The organism is Zestomonas insulae, from assembly GCF_016901015.1.
GTDB lineage: Bacteria > Pseudomonadota > Gammaproteobacteria > Pseudomonadales > Pseudomonadaceae > Aquipseudomonas > Aquipseudomonas insulae.
This window is the reverse complement of the sequence record NZ_JAFEUP010000001.1, coordinates 1,050,729-1,065,893: the sequence shown is the minus strand read 5'-3', so window position 1 is coordinate 1,065,893 and position 15,165 is coordinate 1,050,729. Positions and strand designations below refer to the sequence as shown.

Genomic DNA, 15,165 nt, shown 5'->3' with positions numbered 1-15,165 from the left:
TGCGTCCCTGCCATCCGGCAGGGGCGCTTTTTTATGCCTGGGTTTTGTCCGCCGCATCGGCCTGCTCGATCAGCAGGCGGCGGGTGGTCTTCAGCAGGCGGTCGGACAGGTCGGCATCGCTGACCGAGCGCGACAGCGTCAGCGCGCCGACCATCGCGCAGAGCATCAGCACACTCTGGTCGGCGGCGGCTTCGCCGTGCAGGCCCGACTCGATCAGCGCCAGGCGGTTCTGCACCAGGGCGTTGGTGGTGTCGCTGGGCTGGCCGCGCTGGCCGAGTTCGGCGGAGATGGTCGGCAACGGGCAGCCGGCGCCCGGTTCGGCACGATGCGCGGAGGACAGGTAGCGGGCGATGAATGCCGACAGCGGCGCGTCGTCGCCGAGCGCTTCGTCGAGTTCCGTGCCGAGTTGCTCGGCGGCGTGGGCGAGGGCGGTTTCCACCAACTCGTCCTTGGACTTGAAGTGTGCATAGAAGCCGCCGTGGGTCAGGCCGAGGCCCTTCATCAGCGACTGCAGGCCGGTGGCGCCGACGCCGTCGCTGCGAAAGCGCCGCGCGGCTTCTTCGATGATGCGCTGGTGGGTCTTGGCCTTGTGGTCTTCGGAGTAACGCATGATGGGCTACCTCCAGTAATTAGATTCTGCCTGTCATCTTACCGCGGACGTGCCAACGCCGTGCAGGTTTGCACCGGCACGGCGTGGTGGAGCGGGCGCTTCAGACCGCTTCGAGCAGCGTGGCGACGCCCTGGCCGCCGGCGATGCACTGGGTGGCCACGGCATAGCGGCCGCCGCTGCGTTTGAGCAATGCAGCGGCCTTGCCGGTGATTCGCGCGCCGGTGGCGCCGAGCGGGTGGCCGAGCGCGGTGGCGCCGCCATCGAGGTTGACCCGCGCCATGTCGATGCCCAGCTCGCGCACGCAGGCGATCGACTGGCTGGCGAAGGCCTCGTTGATCTCCATCAGGTCGATGTCGGCGATGCCCAGGCCGGCGCGCTGCAGCACCTTGCGGGTCGCGCCGACCGGGCCCATGCCCATGATCTCCGGCGCGCAACCGGCCACCGCGACGGCCTTGATGCGCGCCAGGATGTCGAGGTTGTGGCGCCGGGCGAACTCCTCGCTGCACACCAGCACCGCGGCGCTGCCGTCGGTCAGCGGCGAGGCGGTGCCGGCGGTGACGCTGCCGCCGAACGCCGGCTTGAGTTGTGCCAGCGCCTCGGCAGTGGTGCCGGGGCGGATGCAGCCGTCTTCGCTGATCAGCCCGGCAGGCAGGGCGATCGGCACGATCTCATCGACGAAGGCACCGCGCGCGCGGGCTGCCGCGGCCTTGGCGTGCGATTCCACGGCGAACGCCTCCTGTTCCTCGCGGCTCACCGCGAAGCGCTTGGCGACTTCCTCGGCGGTGTGCCCCATGGCCATGTACACCGCAGGGAAGTCCTGCAGCAGGGTGGGGTTCGGCGAGACATTGAAGCCGCCCATCGGCACCCGGGTCATCGATTCCACCCCGGCGCTGATGAAGGCTTCGCCAGCGCCAATGGCGATCTGCCCGGCGGCGAAGTGCACGGCGCTCATCGATGAACCGCAGAAGCGGTTTACCGTGGCGCCGCCCAGGCTTTCCGGGAAGCCGGCACGGAAGCTGGCGATGCGGGCGATGTTCATGCCCTGTTCGGCCTCCGGGTAGGCGCAGCCCATGATCACGTCTTCGAGCAGACTGGGGTCGAGGTCGAGTTTCTCGACCAGGCCGCGCAGCACCTGAGCGGCGAGGTCGTCGGGGCGGATGTCGATCAGCGCGCCCTTCTTGGCGAAGTGGAAGGGCGAGCGGGCGTAGCCGGCGATCACGATGGAAGTCATGGCATGTCTCCTGGGACGGCGTGGGCGCAGGCTTAGCCGCGCATGTCGAGAATCAGGCAGGTGGTGGAGCCGACGGCATAGAGGCGGTCGTCGACGTCGTACAGGCGGCCTTCGGCCACTGCGGTGGAGCGGCCGACGTGCACCACGCGGCCTTCGGCGCGTACCGGGCCGCTGTCGTGGCGCAGGGCGCGGATGTAGCTGACGCGCAGGTCGGTGGTGGTGTAGCCCTGGCCGGCCTTGAGCTGGGTGTGGATCGCGCAGCCCATGCATGAGTCGAGCAGCGTCGCCGCGTAACCGCCGTGCACGCTGCCGAGCGGGTTGTAGTGGCGGGCGTCCGGGGTGCCCTGGAACACGAAGCGGCCCGAGGCCCATTCCAGGGGGACGAAATCAAGCAGCACGCCGAACGGCGGGCAGGGCAGTTCGCCGCGACCGATGCGGTCGAAGAAATCCATCGGCGTCATCTCGGCGACCGCCGCCAGGCTGGTGGTGCCAGGTTCGGCGAGGCCGGCGCGGACAGCTTGTTCGGCGGCCAGCCAGCTGGCCAGTTTGTCTTCGCGGGAGAGGGTGGACATGGCGGGACTCCAGGGCTTTGCAGGGTTGAATGATGCATGTAATCTAATTATTAAATTATGGATGTAATTTAGTCTAGCCCCTGCAGCAAACCGGAGCCCGCCCATGTCCACGCCCGTAATGCCGTCACGCACCTTGTTGTGCCTGCTGATGCTGCTCACTGCGCTCGGCGAGATTTCCACCCAGCTGCTGATCCCCGCGCTTGGCGCCCTGGAGCACGGCCTCGCCGCGCGACCGGGCTCCAGCCTGCTGGCGCTGTCGCTGTTCGTCGCCGCGTTCGGCCTTGGGCAACTGGTGCTCGGTCCGCTGTCTGACCGGGTCGGCCGGCGGCCGGTGCTGATTGGCGGGGTGGCGGCCTATCTGCTCGCCACCTTGTGGCTGCTGGGCGCCGGCAGCATCGAGGAGTTCATCCTCGCCCGCGTGTTGCAGGGCCTCGGCGCCTGCGCCGCGCTGGTGCTGGCCCGCGCCATCGTGCGCGACGTGTGGAAGGAGAAGGCCGCGGCGGCGTTGCCGCTGACGGTGATCGGCATGCTCAGCGCCATCGTCCTCTCGCCGATGCTCGGCGGCGGCCTGGTCGCCCTCGGCGGCTGGCGCGCGCCGGTGTTGCTCACCGCGATCCTCGGCACCCTGGCATTGCTCGCCGTGCTGCTGCTTTACCGTGAAAGCAACCCGCGCCTCGATCCGCAGGCCGGCAAGTTGCGCAGCCTGGCCGGCGATTACTTCGACCTGCTGCGCGGGCGCAGCTACCGGGCGTTCGCCCTGACCCTGGCCTGCACCTACGGCGCGATGTTCGCCGTGGTGGCCGGCTCATCGGCGGTGTACATGCGCCTGCTCGGCTTGGATGCGCTGCACTACGGGCTGACCTTCGGCGCAGTGATTTCCGGGCTGATCGTCGGTGCGCTGTTCACCCAGCGCATGATCCTGCGCCTCGGCCCGCAGCGCATCGTCGCCATCGGCGTCACCCTGGTGCTTGGCGGCGGGCTGGCGACCGTGGCGACCTACCAGTTGTTCGGCCTGTCGGTGCTCGGCCTGTCATTGCCGCAGGTGCTGGTGACCCTCGGCGGCGGCATGGTGCTGCCCGCCGCGGTGGCTGGCGCGGTCATGCCAAACGCCCATCGCGCCGGGCTGGCGGCGGGTTTCATGGGCTTCGCGCAGATGGCCGGGGCGACGTTCAGCGGGCTGCTGCTGGCGCTGCTGCAGGACGGCTCGGCGCAACCGATGCTGTACCTGCACGGGCTGTTCGTCCTCGCCGCGTTCGCTGCCTTTCATCTGCTCGGCGAGCGTCCGGCGCCAGTGCTGGCCGGTGTTGCCGCCAAACAGCCCTAGACTGAACACAGGGCAGCGTCCCGCGGCGCTGCCAGTCGAGGCGCAGGGTGTGCCTCGGCGTTACCGGCCACGCCGGTTCCCCGGGGAGCGGGAGGTCGGCGTCGATCCTCAGGCCTGCGCCAGGAGGTGTTCCATGACCATGGCCAGCCGTTTGCAAAGCTGCCTCACCGAGCATCGCTCGCGCTACAGCATGCTTGCCCACGCACCCTCGATCACCACCCGCGAAGCCGCGCGCCGCGCCGGCATCCCGCTGCAGCAGATGGCCAAGCCGGTGATCCTCGACGACTTCCAGGGTCACTGGCTGATGGCGGTGGTCCCGGCCAGTCGCCAGGTCGATCTGCAAAAAGTCCACAAGCTGACCAGCCGGCATTGGCGGCTGGCCCATGAGGGCGATTTCGGCAACCGCTTCGACGACTGCGCACTCGGCGCGATTCCCGCCGTCGGTACGGTGTTCGGCCTGGAGACGCTGATCGACCAGGCGCTCACCGAGCAGCCCGAGGTCTACTTCGAGGCGGGCGACCACGCCGCGCTGGTGCACATGAGCGGCGCGGCCTACCTCGAGCTGATGCCCGAGGCGCGGCGCGGCCGCTTCAGCGAGTAGCGCGCGACCGCCGCCAGCCGCAACGGCCGGCTCGTCCGAGTCGGCCGCGAGTGGGCTGCGGCTGTTTGCCGCGTGGCCTGGGTCAGCGACGCACCTTCACACTGGGGCTGGCCTTGTTTCTGCATAACGTCATGAACAGGCCGCAGACTGATCCGCCTGTTGCACAAGGAGCCTCACCGTGAAGATCAATTGGGCCGAAGACCTGCGCGAGCGCGTGCACGACCTGGCGGAATCGCTGGGCAACCTGTTTGTCGAAGGCTTCCACTACCTGGCGCTGTTCGCCATCGGCGGCATCACCGCCTGGGCCTCGGTGATGGCCTTTCTGGGCATGGTCGAGAAGGGGCACATCTCAGTCGATGACATCCTGCTGCTGTTCATCTACCTCGAGCTGGGCGCAATGGTCGGCATCTATTTCAAGACCAACCACATGCCGGTGCGCTTCCTGATCTACGTGGCGATCACCGCGCTGACGCGCCTGCTGATCTCCGACGTGTCGCACCACAACGGCCCGGGCATGGGGGTGATCTACGTGTCGGCGGCGATCCTGCTACTGGCGCTGTCGATCCTGGTGGTGCGCTATGCCTCCTCGCAATTTCCCTCGGAGGTGAGCGCCAAGCCGCGCACGCGGCGCCATCTGGTCATCGCTCAGAACCGCGCGGAAGGCGATCCCGGCGAGAGCTGAACGCGCTTGAGCGGGCGGCCCAGGTGTGCGCTGCTGAGGGTGTCGAGCACCTCGCGCGCGGCCTGGCCCTGGTCGATAGCGATGCCGAACTGCACGCTCTGGATCAGGTTGTGCAGACGCTTCGGGTCGCGCCGCTGCTCGGCGCTGATGCGTCGCTTGGCGATCACCGCGCCACGCGCATCGGAGAGCGTCAGCATCACGCAGCCATCCAGGCTCTCGATGCTGAAGTTGACCCGGTACTGGGGATGGAAGGCGTCGGTCAGCAGCTGGAAGGGATTGTCCATGGCGAGATACCGGGAAGGAGGGCGATGAGCGATGGACCTGCCCGGCGGGGCAAAAGTTCGTCACTGCAGACGATTGGCGCGCACCGTTTGTCTCCTGGTTTTCGCGCGTGATTGCAGCGGCCGATTGGCCCCGCCATGCAAGCTCGGCACCAATCTGCATGATCGGAACATTTAGAGATAATCTCGCCTTTCTGTCGCGAATGTTTCTCAATAATATACGCAGGTCTATCGTTGCCTGTTGCTGTTCGGCGGGCACTCCATTCAGGACCTGACCGTGACCAGCAAGCACAAAGCCTCCAGCCCCTGGAGCATCACTTCGCGCGTCCTCGCCGCCCTGCTCGGCGGGTATGCGCTGGCCTACGCGTTCACCGCCTTCTTCACCGTCTACCTGCCGCTGGCGCGCCCCGACCGCGTGGTGTTTTCCAGCCTGGTCTGCTTCGCCGTGTGGACCGCCGCGGCGATCTATGTGTTCGCCGCGCGCAGTGCCAGCCGCGCCTGGCTGGTGCTGCTCGGGCTGATCCTGGTGATGGGCCTGGCGGCGTACCTGCCGAACGACCTGGGGGTGCGCCCATGAGCCTTCGACAAAGCATGGCCGGTCTGCACACCTGGGGTGGTCTGCTGCCGAGCTGGTTGCTCTACGTGATCATCTTCGCCGGCACCGTGGCCTGCTTCGACAAGGAGCTGGAGCGCTGGATGCGACCGGCGCTGCATGTGCCGACTGAAAGCAGCCTGAGCGCCGACCAGGTGCGCGGCTGGCTCGAGCAGAACGTCCACGAGCCGCTGCATGCCTTCTGGGTGCAGGGGCCGAGCGAGCGTGAGCCGTACTGGCGGCTCGGCTGGGAAGTGGACAAGACCGAGGAAATCCACAACGTCGCGTTCGACCCGGCCACCAGTCAACCGATGCCGGAAACCCTCGGCGGCAACTTCTTCTTCACCCTGCACTACAACCTGCACGGCGGCACGATCGGCATGTACATCGTCGGCCTGGCCGGCATGTTCATGCTGGTGGCGCTGGTCAGCGGGGTGATTATCCACCGGCGCATCTTCAAGGACTTCTTCACCCTGCGGCCGAACGCCAATGGCCAGCGCGCCTGGCTGGACGCGCACAACCTGTTCGGCGTGATCGGCTTCCCGTTCCACCTGGTGCTGGCCTACACCGGCGTGGCGATCTTCGTCGCCTCGTACATGCCGGCCGGCGCGCAGACTGCCTACAAGGGCAACGTCGAGCACTTCTTCAGCGAAGTGATGGGCGCCTACAACCGCGAAGGCATCGACCAGAAAGCCAGCAGCCGCACCTCGCTGGATGCGCTGATCGCCCAGTCGCGGGAGAAGTGGAACGGCGCGGAAGCCGGTTGGACCAGCGTGCACCACCCGGGCGACGTCGCCGCGGTGGTCGACGTGCGCCAGCGCAGCGAGTCGCGCATCGGCTCGCCGCAGGCGACCCTCAGCTATGACGAAGCGACCGGCGAGTTGCTCAGCGAGCAGCAGGCCTCCACCGGCTATCGCGCCTACATCTGGCTGGCCGGCCTGCACATGGGCCAGTTCGGTGGCGGGCTGGTGCGCTTCCTGTACTTCTTCCTCGGCCTGGCCGGCTGCGCGATGCTGGTCGGCGGCCTGCAGGTCTGGCTGAACAAGCGCGAAGCGCGTGGCGGTGCTGGTATCGGCGTGGTGCGCGCGCTGAACGGCGCGGTGATCGGCGGCTTGCCGCTGGCCAGCCTGGCGCTGCTGTGGGGCAACCGCCTGCTGCCAGCCGGCCTGGCCGAGCGCGCCACGGCGGAAGGCTGGGTGTTCGCCGGTAGCTGGATGCTGTTCGCCCTGTGGGCCGTGCTGCGCCGCAGCCAGCCGCGCGCGCTGCGTCGCGACCAACTGGCGCTCGGTGCCGTGCTGGCACTGGGGCTGCCGCTGCTCAACTGGCTGACCACCGCCCACGGCCACCTCGGGGCGACCCTGGCGCGCGGCGACTGGGGGCTGGCCGGCGTCGACCTGACGCTGCTGCTGAGTGGCGCCCTGGCTGCGCTGTTTGCCTGGCAGGCCGCGCAGCCGCAAGTGGTGTGCAGCAAGGCGCCGCGTGAGCGCCGCCAGCTGGCCGAGGAGGGTGTGTGATGCTGTGGTTGAGTTTCGCCTTCCTCTACCTGGCCATGCTCGGCCTGAGCCTGGCCATGTCGCGCCACCACAAGGCGCTGTTCGGCGCCGCCCCGGCGCCGGGCCGGCAACGCCTGCTGCGCCTCGCCGCGACGGTCGTCGGCGTGATTGCCCTGGCGCTCTGCGTGCAAGCGCGTGGCGGAGAGATTGGCACGGTGATCTGGCTGGGCCAGCTGATGCTCGCCGGCGTGCTGCTCGGTGGCATGCTGGCCTGGCGGCAGCGCTGGGCACTGTCGCTCGCCGCGCTGCTGCCGGCCGGCGCGCTGCTGCAGCTGCTGGTCTGAGGCCTGCGGTCAACGCCCGGCAGGGCTGGCTTTTGGCTATCAGCGCTGTTGCCCGCAAACGGGGCAACAGCGCCAGAATTGCGCCGTTGTCTGTCGTCTTGGCTGAGCGCCACTGTCGCCGTAGCGCCCATTTAGAGGGGTGACGACCACTGGTCGCAGTTCTTGGCGAGTTGGCCTCGCCCTTGCTGGTACCCAGACGTGTCCGCAATCGCGTCAGGTGTACCGCCATGCTCAATCCCTTCAAGTTCGTCAGTGACTCCTTCAAGGGCCAGTTCCAGGTCCGCTTCACCATTGGCAGCCCGGATGGCAGCACCACCTTGTCGCTCTGCGACGAGCAGGGCACGGTCGCGCAACGTCTGCTCAGTAGCGAGCAGTTGTGCGATCCGGCCAAGCTCGAGCAGACCATCCAGAGTATCCGCTTCGGCCTGGCCATCGACCGCGGCCAGGGCCTGTCCGGCCTCGACGAACTGAGCAAGCCGCCGGCCAACGAAGACGCGCTGCGCTGGGACGGCCCGAGCACGCGGCTGTAAGGTTTTTCGGCGGGTAATGGCGAGGCAGCCGCGGCGGTTGCCCCCGCGCCAGCGGCGGCGGAAGACCTGTGGAACCGCCGCTTCGCTTGGCCGGTCTACTGGGAACCCCACCTCAGGAGAGACCCCATGCCCAATCCCGCCTCGATGCGCCGTCTTGCCGCCGGCGTTGCCGCCCTGCACCTGGTGATGTTCGCCCAACTGCCGATGGCCCAGGCCGCGATGATCGGCACGCCGCAGGTACTGCAGCAACAGCAGCATCAGGTCGACCAGGCGCAGCTGCGCGCCATGCTCGATGACCAGCAGGTGCAGCAGAAACTCGAAGCGTTCGGCGTCGAGCGCACTCAGGTCGAGGCGCGCATCGCCAGCCTGACCCCGGCCGAACTGGCCCAGTTCAACCAGCAGCTGCAGCAGGAGCCGGCCGGCGCCAGCGGCGTGGTCGGCATCATCGTGCTGTTCCTGGTGATCTTCATCATCACCGACATGCTCTGCGCCACCGACATCTTCAGCTTCATCAAATGCATCCGCTGACCGCCCTGCGCGCGGCGGCGTTGCTGGCCCTCGGCCTGCTCGCCGGCTGCGCCGGCCACATGCAGTTGCCGGCGCAGAGCGAGCGTCTGCCGCAGGCGGTGGAGCTGAGCGACACGCCGTTCTTCCCCCAGGACGCCTACCAGTGCGGCCCCGCCGCGCTGGCCACGGTGCTGGTGCAGCGCGGCGTCGACACCAGCCCAGCGCAGCTCAAGCCACGCGTCTACCTGCCCGAACGCAAGGGCAGCCTCAAGCTCGAGCTGGTCGCCGCCGCGCGGCAGAGCGGCCTGCTGGTCTATCCGCTGGCGCCGGAGCTCGACGCGGTGCTGGCCCAGGTGGCCGCCGGCAATCCGGTGCTGGTGATGCAGAATCTCGGTTTCGACTGGTGGCCGCAGTGGCACTTCGCGGTGGTGGTCGGCTATGACCGCCGCAAGCAGGAACTGGTGCTGCGCTCGGCGACCACCAAGCGCTGGCTCACCGATTTCGCCGCGTTCGACATCAGCTGGCGGCGCGCCGGGCGCTGGGCGGTGGTGACCCTGCCGCCAGAGCGGTTGCCCGCCGAGGCGCAGCTGCAACCCTGGCTGCAGGGCGCCAGCGACCTCGAGGAAACCGGCCAGCGTGCGGTTGCCGCACGCGCCTACCGCACCGCCGCCACGCACTGGCCGCGCGAGCCGATGCCGGCCTTCGCCCTGGGCAATGCGCGCTATGCGGACGGCGACCGGCAGGGCGCCGAACAGGCGCTGCGCGACAGCGTGCAGCGCCAGCCGGACTTTGCCCTCGGTTGGTTCAATCTCTCGGAAGTGCTCAACGAGCAGGGTTGCGCCAGTCAGGCCGGCGTCGCACGGCGCTGTGCCCAGCAACTGGCGCCCACGGACGGCCGCCTGGCGGCGCCGCTGGAGGCCGCCGGCAAAGGCGCTGCGCAGTGCAGCGCGCTGCCGGCCTGTCCACTGCGTTGAAGGTCGTCGCACCCGGCCGGTGCCGGGTGCGCCGCCACTAGGCCGACTGCTCTGCAGCCAACTGCTTGCGCAGCTCGGCCTTGGCGATCTTCTCCAGGGTCACCCGCGGGAAGTCCTCGACGATGCGCCAGCCGGTCGGCACCTTGAAGTCGGCCAGCTGCTCGCGGCACAGCGCCTGCAGGCGCTCGACGAACTCCGCGTGACGCTCGGCGGCGATGTCGTCGGCCAGGCGCACGAAGGCGAACGGCACCTCGTTGAGCATCTCGTGGGGCTGGGCCACCACCGCCACCTCGACCACACCGGGCAGGCTCATCAGCACCCGCTCGACTTCCGAGGCCGCGACGTTCTCGCCGCCGACCTTGAGCATGTCCTTGTCGCGATCGCCGAACTGCAGGGAACCGTCTTCCAGCAGCTTGATGCGGTCACCGCTGATGAACCAGCCGTGTTCGTCGAACGCCGCGGCGGTTGCCTCGGGGTTGTCCAGGTATTCCTTGAACAGCGACACGCCGCGCATGCCGAGCACGCGCAGCTCGCCGCTGCCACCGGCGGCCACCGGCTGGCCCTGCTCGTCGAGCACGGCGATCTGGTAGGTGGTGGCGGCGCGGCCGATGCTCATGCTGGTGTTGGGCAGGTCGCCGAGCGCGATGATCGGGTGTGAGATGGTTTCGGTCATGCCCCACCAGCCGATCACCTTGATGCCGAACGGCTGGGCCGGCGCCGGGTCGCACATCGCCGTGCCCCACAGGCGGAAATGGTGGCGCTCGGGGATCGGCTGGGCGAGCAGGGCGCGCATGAAGAACGGCAGGGTCGAGTGCCAGGTGCAGCGGTTGCGCAGGGCGATGTCCCAGAAGCGGCTGGCCGAGAAGCGCGGCATCAGCACCAGGGTGCCGCCGACCCACAGCGATCCGAGGAACGAGTAGCCCAGCGCGTTGGTGTGGAACAGCGGCATCGCCGCCAGCTGCACGTCGTCGCTGCGCAGCTCCATGTGCAGCGCATTGACCCGCGCCGACCACAGCGCGTTGCCGTGGGTGAGCACCACGCCCTTGGGCCGGGAGGTGGTGCCGGAGGTGTACTGCACGTACATCGGTCGCAGCGGGTCGGCTGGCAGCCGGCGGCGCTCGGCGGCCGGCTCGCTAGCGAGCAGTTCGGCGAAGGGCAGCACGCCGGCCGGCAGCGGCGCCGGTGCGCCAGCATCGTGGGCGGTGCAGGCCACCCAGCGCAGCTGCTCGCGTACGCGTTCCAGGCTGGCCAGCAGGTTCGGCTGGGTGATCGCCACCCGGCACTGGCTGTGGCTGACGTAGTAGTGCATTTCTTCGACGCTGGAGCGGGTGTTGGTGTTCACCGCGATGGCGCCGAGCTCGCCGCAGGCGGCCCAGGTGAAGAGGAACTCCGGGCAGTTTTCCAGGTGGATCAACACCCGGTCGCCGCTGCTCACGCCGAGCGCGGCCAGGGTGCTGGCGACGCGGCCTACGTTGGCGTGGAATTCGGCGTAGCTGATGGTCTGCGGCGGCTGGTCGAAGGGTTCCCAGACCAGCAGCGGCTTGTCGGGGTGCGCGGCGGTGCGGGCGGCGAGCAGCCAGTTGAAGTCCTGGCCGGCGAACGGATTGCTGAACTGATGCGACATGGGCCCTCTCTGCTTGTTGTTTTTGGTGGAGGTGCCCGGATTCTTGCACCGCCCGCCGCCTTCACGTTGCAACTTTTTGTATCTCGGCGGCGACCGGAGGCGCGCACGTGGTCGTTGTCCGACCATGGGCGTGGCGGCGCGGGGAATGGCGCGAGCTAGTGCGTGGTGACGGCCAGGCGGTAGTGGCCGGGCGTGGCGCCGAACGCTGCGCGGAAGCGATTGCTGAAGTGACTGGCGCTGGCGAAGCCGCAGGCCAGGGCGATCTCGCCGAGCGGCAGCTGGCTGTGGCGCAGCAACTGGCAGGCGCGCGCCAGGCGGCGGGCGAGCAGGTAGCGGTGCGGCGGCACGCCGAAGCTTTCGCGGAACATTCGCGCGAAGTGGTACTCGGACAATGCGACCAGCGCGGCGAGGTCCTCAAGGCTCAGCGGTTGCTCGAGGTGCTGCTCGATGTAGTCCTGCAGCAGGCGGCGCTGGTGCGGCGCCAGGCCGCCCTTGAGGCGCGGCGCGTGGCGCGGCCCGGCCTGGGTGAGCAGGGCGTGTTCGAGCATGGCGTGGGCCAGGCTGCTGGTCAGCAGGCGTTCGCCCGGCTCGCGCCAGTCGAGGGCGATCAGCTGGCGGAAGCGCTGTGCCTGCTGCGGGTCGTCGACAAAGGTCTCCTCGCGCAGTTCGAGCTCGCGCGGTTCGCGGTCGAACACCTGCAGCGCGCCGAGGGCGAAGCGTTCGGCGCTGACGTACAGGTGCACCAGGCGGATCTCGCCATTGATCACCCAGGACGACTCATGCCCGGCCGGCAGCACGCACAGCTTGTCCGGCGCGCCGCGCTCGTACGGCCGGTCGCGGCGGAACGTGCCGGTGCCGCCGGCCAGGTAGCAGGACAGCGTGTGATCGCGCGGGCTGTGGTACTCGCGGGCGTCGTGGTGGTTGCTCCACAGCGCCACGCACAGGCCGTCGCCGAGCTCGGCGCACTGCTCGAGGCGGGCGTGCGGCGAACTGCTGAGCGACTGGAAGACCTGGTGCTGTTCGAGCTGCGACATGAGCCGACTCGCGCGGTGGGAGATGGGCCTCATGCTAGCGCGCCCGCGCGCCGCTGGCAGCCGGTCGCGGACAATAGGCGCAAGAACGTGCAAGCGCCCGGCGCGGCGGCGGACGACACTGGCGACAGTCGCCATGGAGCCTGTCATGAACCTCGGCCTGTACCTGCTCACCGTGCTGATCTGGGGCACCACCTGGATCGCCATCAAGCTGCAACTGGAGGTGGTCGCCATTCCGGCCTCCATCGCCTATCGCTTCGCCCTCGCCGCGCTGGTGCTGTTCGCCGTGCTGCTCGTCAGCCGGCGTCTGCAGAAGCTCGACGTGCGTGGCCAGCTGATCTGCCTGGCGCAGGGCGTGTGCCTGTTCTGCCTGAACTTCATGTGCTTCTACACCGCCAGCCAGTGGATCCCCAGCGGGTTGATCGCCGTGGTGTTCTCCACCGCCACCTTGTGGAACGCGCTGAACGCGCGGCTGTTCTTCAAGCAGCGCATCGCCGCCAACGTGTTGGCCGGTGGCGCCCTGGGCCTGCTCGGGCTGGGTCTGCTGTTCTGGCCGGAACTCGGCGGCCATCGGCCCAGCCAGCAGACCCTGATCGGCCTGGCGCTGGCGCTGGTCGGCACGCTGTGTTTCTCCGCCGGCAACCTGCTTTCCAGTCTGCAGCAGAAGGCCGGCCTCAAGCCGCTGACCACCAACGCCTGGGGCATGCTGTATGGCGCGCTCCTGCTGAGCGGCTACTGCCTGCTGAGCGGCACGCCGTTCGCCTTCCAGTGGAGCAGCGGCTATGTCGGCTCGCTGCTGTACCTGGCGATTCCCGGCTCGGTGATCGGCTTCACCGCCTACCTGACCCTGGTCGGGCGCATGGGCCCGGAACGCGCCGCCTACTGCACGGTGCTGTTCCCGGTGGTGGCGCTGAACATCTCGGCGTTCGTCGAGGGCTACCAGTGGACCGCGCCGGCGCTGCTCGGCCTGGTGCTGGTGATGCTCGGCAACGTGCTGGTGTTTCGCAAGCCCAGGGTGCTGCCAGTGACGAAGCTGGCGTAGGGCTCAGTGCCTGCTCTTTGCTGCGCTGGGTGCGGCGGCTGGGTGTGAAGGGCGGTCGCCTGAAGCGCTTTGCGGGGCGCGGTGGACCTCGGTGGCCGGTTTTCTGGGGCCCCGCCTGCGCGGGGACGACGGGGCCAGGTATTCGGTGCGTCGAAATCCCTCCGCGCTGGCGCGGGGACAACGAGGAGCGGATGTCCCCGCTGAAGCGCCTCGCACCGTCAGTCCCGCGCAGGCGGGAATCCAATTGCGCAGCCGGGCGTAGGCGCCGCGCCGGCCAGCCGGCGCGGAGCGCTTAGGCCCGCCACACCTGCGGATTGACCAGGTCACGCGGGCGTTCGCCGGCGAGCGCGGCGAGCAGGTTGTCCACCGCGCGATCGGCCATGGCCTGGCGCGTCTCGTGGGTGGCCGAGCCGATGTGCGGCAGGCACACCACGTTGGGCAGCTGGAACAGCGGCGAGGTGGCCAGCGGCTCCTGTTCGTAGACATCCAGCCCGGCGCCGCGAATCTGCCGGCGCTGCAGGGCGTCGGTCAGCGCCGCCTCGTCGATCACCGCGCCGCGGGCGATGTTGACCAGGATCGCTCCGGGCTTCATCAGCGCCAGTTCGCGGCGGCCGATCAGCTGGCGGGTCTGCGCACTGAGCGGCACCACGATGCAGACGAAATCGGCCTCGGCGAGCAGCGCCTCGAGGCTGCGGTACTGCGCGCCGAGCTGCTGTTCCAGCGCCGGCTTGCGGCTGTTGCCGCTGTACAGCACCGGCATGCCGAAGCCCAGGTGGCCGCGGCGGGCGATGGCCGCGCCGATGTTGCCGAGGCCGACGATGCCGAGGGTCTTGCCGTGCACATCGCTGCCGAACAGCTCCGGGCCGAGCGTGCGCGTCCAGTTGCCGGCGCGCGTCCAGGCGTCCAGTTCGGCGACGCGGCGTGCGGCGCTCATCAGCAGGGCGAAGGCCAGGTCGGCGGTGCTTTCGGTGAGCACGTCGGGGGTGTTGGTCAGCAGGATGCCGCGCTCGCTGAGATAGTCGACGTCGTAGTTGTCGTAGCCGACCGAGATGCTCGACACCACCTCCAGGCTTTCGGCAGTCGCCAGGCTGTCGCGCCCCAGGCGCCGGCCGACGCCGAGCAGGCCGTGAGCGCGCGGCAGGGCGGCGGCGAACTGCGCGTTGAGGTCGCCGCCATCGGCGCCGGGAATGATCAGCTCGACCTGCTCCTGCAGGCGTTCGACGATGCTCGGCGCGAGGCGGCTGAAGGCGAGTACGGTCTTTTTCATCGGGACTTCTCGTAACGGCAGAACGACAGTTGCCCACGTTAGCATCGCCGAGATGTCTAGCGCGCCGTGTTCAGGGCGTTTGCGGGCGATTATCGGCGCTTGTCTGTTCGGTCTTGCGCGCGCCGCGGATGTTCATCGCCGCCAGACACAGCTGCAGAACGATCAGCGCCCAGGCGTGGGCGTACCAGCCCCAGGCGATCCACAGCAGGTTGCTGGCGATGAATACCCAGAAGCCGACCTTGCGCCGACTTTTCCGTTGCGAGCCGATCAGCCAGGCGGCGGCGATCGTCACCAGCATGGCCGGCCATTGCAGCCAGTCGAGGTAGTCCATGAAGAGGGTTCGCCCGTTTGCCGTGGTTCTCTAGTGAGCGGCAAAGCGAGGCGGTGGTTCCGTTGCAGATATCGAGTTGGCTGGCAGGTCGGGCGGGGCGCAGAGCTAGGCCGGCCCTCACCCTAGCCC

Annotated in this window: 18 protein-coding genes; 10 read left to right on the top strand and 8 right to left on the bottom strand. The window is 68.8% G+C overall.

Annotated features, from left to right (window positions below; translation table 11 throughout):
- Nucleotides 1–31: 31 nt before the first annotated feature.
- The 3 genes from JQX08_RS05130 to JQX08_RS05120 form a co-directional block, all read right to left on the bottom strand.
- Nucleotides 32–610: a TetR/AcrR family transcriptional regulator gene (locus JQX08_RS05130; protein WP_204915166.1), complete on the bottom strand. Its 579-nt coding sequence runs from the start codon at nt 608–610 to the stop codon at nt 32–34.
- Nucleotides 611–710: 100 nt separating this feature from the next.
- The gene (locus JQX08_RS05125) at nt 711–1,841 is read right to left on the bottom strand and encodes a thiolase family protein (protein WP_204915165.1); all 1,131 of its coding nucleotides are present in this window, start codon (nt 1,839–1,841) and stop codon (nt 711–713) included.
- A 32-nt stretch (nt 1,842–1,873) separates the two neighbouring features.
- Nucleotides 1,874–2,413, bottom strand: a complete 540-nt coding sequence (locus tag JQX08_RS05120) for a PaaI family thioesterase (RefSeq protein ID WP_204915164.1) — start codon at nt 2,411–2,413, stop codon at nt 1,874–1,876.
- A gap of 103 nt (nt 2,414–2,516) precedes the next feature.
- Between JQX08_RS05120 and JQX08_RS05115 the strand changes: the two genes are divergently transcribed.
- The 3 genes from JQX08_RS05115 (at nt 2,517) to JQX08_RS05105 (ending at nt 5,020) form a co-directional block, all read left to right on the top strand.
- Nucleotides 2,517–3,737, top strand: coding sequence for an MFS transporter (locus tag JQX08_RS05115; protein WP_204915163.1), 1,221 nt, complete (start codon nt 2,517–2,519; stop codon nt 3,735–3,737).
- Between the two features lie 133 nt (nt 3,738–3,870).
- Nucleotides 3,871–4,338, top strand: coding sequence for an aminoacyl-tRNA deacylase (locus JQX08_RS05110; RefSeq protein WP_204915162.1), 468 nt, complete (start codon nt 3,871–3,873; stop codon nt 4,336–4,338).
- A gap of 178 nt (nt 4,339–4,516) precedes the next feature.
- Nucleotides 4,517–5,020, top strand: a complete 504-nt coding sequence (locus JQX08_RS05105) for a phosphate-starvation-inducible protein PsiE (RefSeq protein ID WP_204915161.1) — start codon at nt 4,517–4,519, stop codon at nt 5,018–5,020.
- Here JQX08_RS05105 and JQX08_RS05100 read toward each other — a convergent pair.
- Entirely contained in the window at nt 4,984–5,304 is a 321-nt protein-coding gene (locus tag JQX08_RS05100; RefSeq protein WP_204915160.1) for a DUF3509 domain-containing protein, read from the bottom strand. The two genes, JQX08_RS05105 and JQX08_RS05100, sit on opposite strands and share 37 nt — an antisense overlap.
- Before the next feature lie 274 nt (nt 5,305–5,578).
- Between JQX08_RS05100 and JQX08_RS05095 the strand changes: the two genes are divergently transcribed.
- From JQX08_RS05095 to JQX08_RS05070, 6 genes are all read left to right on the top strand, one after another.
- Complete coding sequence (locus tag JQX08_RS05095) at nt 5,579–5,878, top strand: DUF3649 domain-containing protein (protein WP_204915159.1); 300 nt, start codon at nt 5,579–5,581, stop codon at nt 5,876–5,878.
- Complete coding sequence (locus tag JQX08_RS05090; protein ID WP_204915158.1) at nt 5,875–7,407, top strand: PepSY-associated TM helix domain-containing protein; 1,533 nt, start codon at nt 5,875–5,877, stop codon at nt 7,405–7,407. The genes JQX08_RS05095 and JQX08_RS05090 overlap by 4 nt, the downstream gene beginning before the upstream one ends.
- Nucleotides 7,407–7,730, top strand: coding sequence for a DUF3325 domain-containing protein (locus JQX08_RS05085; protein ID WP_204915157.1), 324 nt, complete (start codon nt 7,407–7,409; stop codon nt 7,728–7,730). Before JQX08_RS05090 ends, JQX08_RS05085 begins: the two co-directional genes overlap by 1 nt.
- A 227-nt stretch (nt 7,731–7,957) precedes the next feature.
- On the top strand, nt 7,958–8,260 hold the full coding sequence (locus tag JQX08_RS05080) for a DUF3509 domain-containing protein (protein ID WP_204915156.1): 303 nt from the start codon (nt 7,958–7,960) through the stop codon (nt 8,258–8,260).
- Between the two features lie 126 nt (nt 8,261–8,386).
- Nucleotides 8,387–8,788, top strand: coding sequence for a PA2779 family protein (locus tag JQX08_RS05075; protein WP_204915155.1), 402 nt, complete (start codon nt 8,387–8,389; stop codon nt 8,786–8,788).
- The gene (locus tag JQX08_RS05070; RefSeq protein ID WP_204915154.1) at nt 8,776–9,741 is read left to right on the top strand and encodes a PA2778 family cysteine peptidase; all 966 of its coding nucleotides are present in this window, start codon (nt 8,776–8,778) and stop codon (nt 9,739–9,741) included. The genes JQX08_RS05075 and JQX08_RS05070 overlap by 13 nt, the downstream gene beginning before the upstream one ends.
- 37 nt (nt 9,742–9,778) lie before the next feature.
- Here the strand turns inward: JQX08_RS05070 and JQX08_RS05065 are convergent, their stop codons facing one another.
- Nucleotides 9,779–11,365 (bottom strand): AMP-binding protein, encoded by a 1,587-nt coding sequence (locus tag JQX08_RS05065; protein WP_204915153.1) that lies wholly within the window; start codon nt 11,363–11,365, stop codon nt 9,779–9,781.
- A 155-nt stretch (nt 11,366–11,520) separates the two neighbouring features.
- A complete protein-coding gene (locus JQX08_RS05060; protein ID WP_204915152.1) occupies nt 11,521–12,399 on the bottom strand; it encodes an AraC family transcriptional regulator in 879 nt (292 codons plus the stop codon).
- Between the two features lie 145 nt (nt 12,400–12,544).
- Here JQX08_RS05060 and JQX08_RS05055 point away from each other — a divergent pair, with 145 nt between their 5' ends.
- The gene (locus JQX08_RS05055; protein ID WP_204915151.1) at nt 12,545–13,438 is read left to right on the top strand and encodes a DMT family transporter; all 894 of its coding nucleotides are present in this window, start codon (nt 12,545–12,547) and stop codon (nt 13,436–13,438) included.
- Between the two features lie 292 nt (nt 13,439–13,730).
- On the opposite strand, the gene JQX08_RS05050 is transcribed toward JQX08_RS05055, so the two are convergent.
- The gene (locus JQX08_RS05050; RefSeq protein WP_204915150.1) at nt 13,731–14,705 is read right to left on the bottom strand and encodes a 2-hydroxyacid dehydrogenase; all 975 of its coding nucleotides are present in this window, start codon (nt 14,703–14,705) and stop codon (nt 13,731–13,733) included.
- 70 nt (nt 14,706–14,775) lie between these two features.
- Complete coding sequence (locus tag JQX08_RS05045; RefSeq protein WP_204915149.1) at nt 14,776–15,036, bottom strand: hypothetical protein; 261 nt, start codon at nt 15,034–15,036, stop codon at nt 14,776–14,778.
- Between the last annotated feature and the right edge of the window lie 129 nt (nt 15,037–15,165).

Excerpts from the sequence above, each read along its gene's own strand:
- JQX08_RS05130 (WP_204915166.1), bottom strand. The coding sequence starts at position 610 with ATGCGTTACTCCGAAGACCACAAGGCCAAGACCCACCAGCGCATCATC.
- JQX08_RS05125 (WP_204915165.1), bottom strand. The coding sequence starts at position 1,841 with ATGACTTCCATCGTGATCGCCGGCTACGCCCGCTCGCCCTTCCACTTC.
- JQX08_RS05120 (WP_204915164.1), bottom strand. The coding sequence starts at position 2,413 with ATGTCCACCCTCTCCCGCGAAGACAAACTGGCCAGCTGGCTGGCCGCC.
- JQX08_RS05115 (WP_204915163.1), top strand. The coding sequence starts at position 2,517 with ATGTCCACGCCCGTAATGCCGTCACGCACCTTGTTGTGCCTGCTGATG.
- JQX08_RS05110 (WP_204915162.1), top strand. The coding sequence starts at position 3,871 with ATGACCATGGCCAGCCGTTTGCAAAGCTGCCTCACCGAGCATCGCTCG.
- JQX08_RS05100 (WP_204915160.1), bottom strand. The coding sequence starts at position 5,304 with ATGGACAATCCCTTCCAGCTGCTGACCGACGCCTTCCATCCCCAGTAC.
- JQX08_RS05090 (WP_204915158.1), top strand. The coding sequence starts at position 5,875 with ATGAGCCTTCGACAAAGCATGGCCGGTCTGCACACCTGGGGTGGTCTG.
- JQX08_RS05085 (WP_204915157.1), top strand. The coding sequence starts at position 7,407 with ATGCTGTGGTTGAGTTTCGCCTTCCTCTACCTGGCCATGCTCGGCCTG.
- JQX08_RS05080 (WP_204915156.1), top strand. The coding sequence starts at position 7,958 with ATGCTCAATCCCTTCAAGTTCGTCAGTGACTCCTTCAAGGGCCAGTTC.
- JQX08_RS05075 (WP_204915155.1), top strand. The coding sequence starts at position 8,387 with ATGCCCAATCCCGCCTCGATGCGCCGTCTTGCCGCCGGCGTTGCCGCC.
- JQX08_RS05070 (WP_204915154.1), top strand. The coding sequence starts at position 8,776 with ATGCATCCGCTGACCGCCCTGCGCGCGGCGGCGTTGCTGGCCCTCGGC.
- JQX08_RS05065 (WP_204915153.1), bottom strand. The coding sequence starts at position 11,365 with ATGTCGCATCAGTTCAGCAATCCGTTCGCCGGCCAGGACTTCAACTGG.
- JQX08_RS05060 (WP_204915152.1), bottom strand. The coding sequence starts at position 12,399 with ATGTCGCAGCTCGAACAGCACCAGGTCTTCCAGTCGCTCAGCAGTTCG.
- JQX08_RS05055 (WP_204915151.1), top strand. The coding sequence starts at position 12,545 with ATGAACCTCGGCCTGTACCTGCTCACCGTGCTGATCTGGGGCACCACC.
- JQX08_RS05050 (WP_204915150.1), bottom strand. The coding sequence starts at position 14,705 with ATGAAAAAGACCGTACTCGCCTTCAGCCGCCTCGCGCCGAGCATCGTC.
- JQX08_RS05045 (WP_204915149.1), bottom strand. The coding sequence starts at position 15,036 with ATGGACTACCTCGACTGGCTGCAATGGCCGGCCATGCTGGTGACGATC.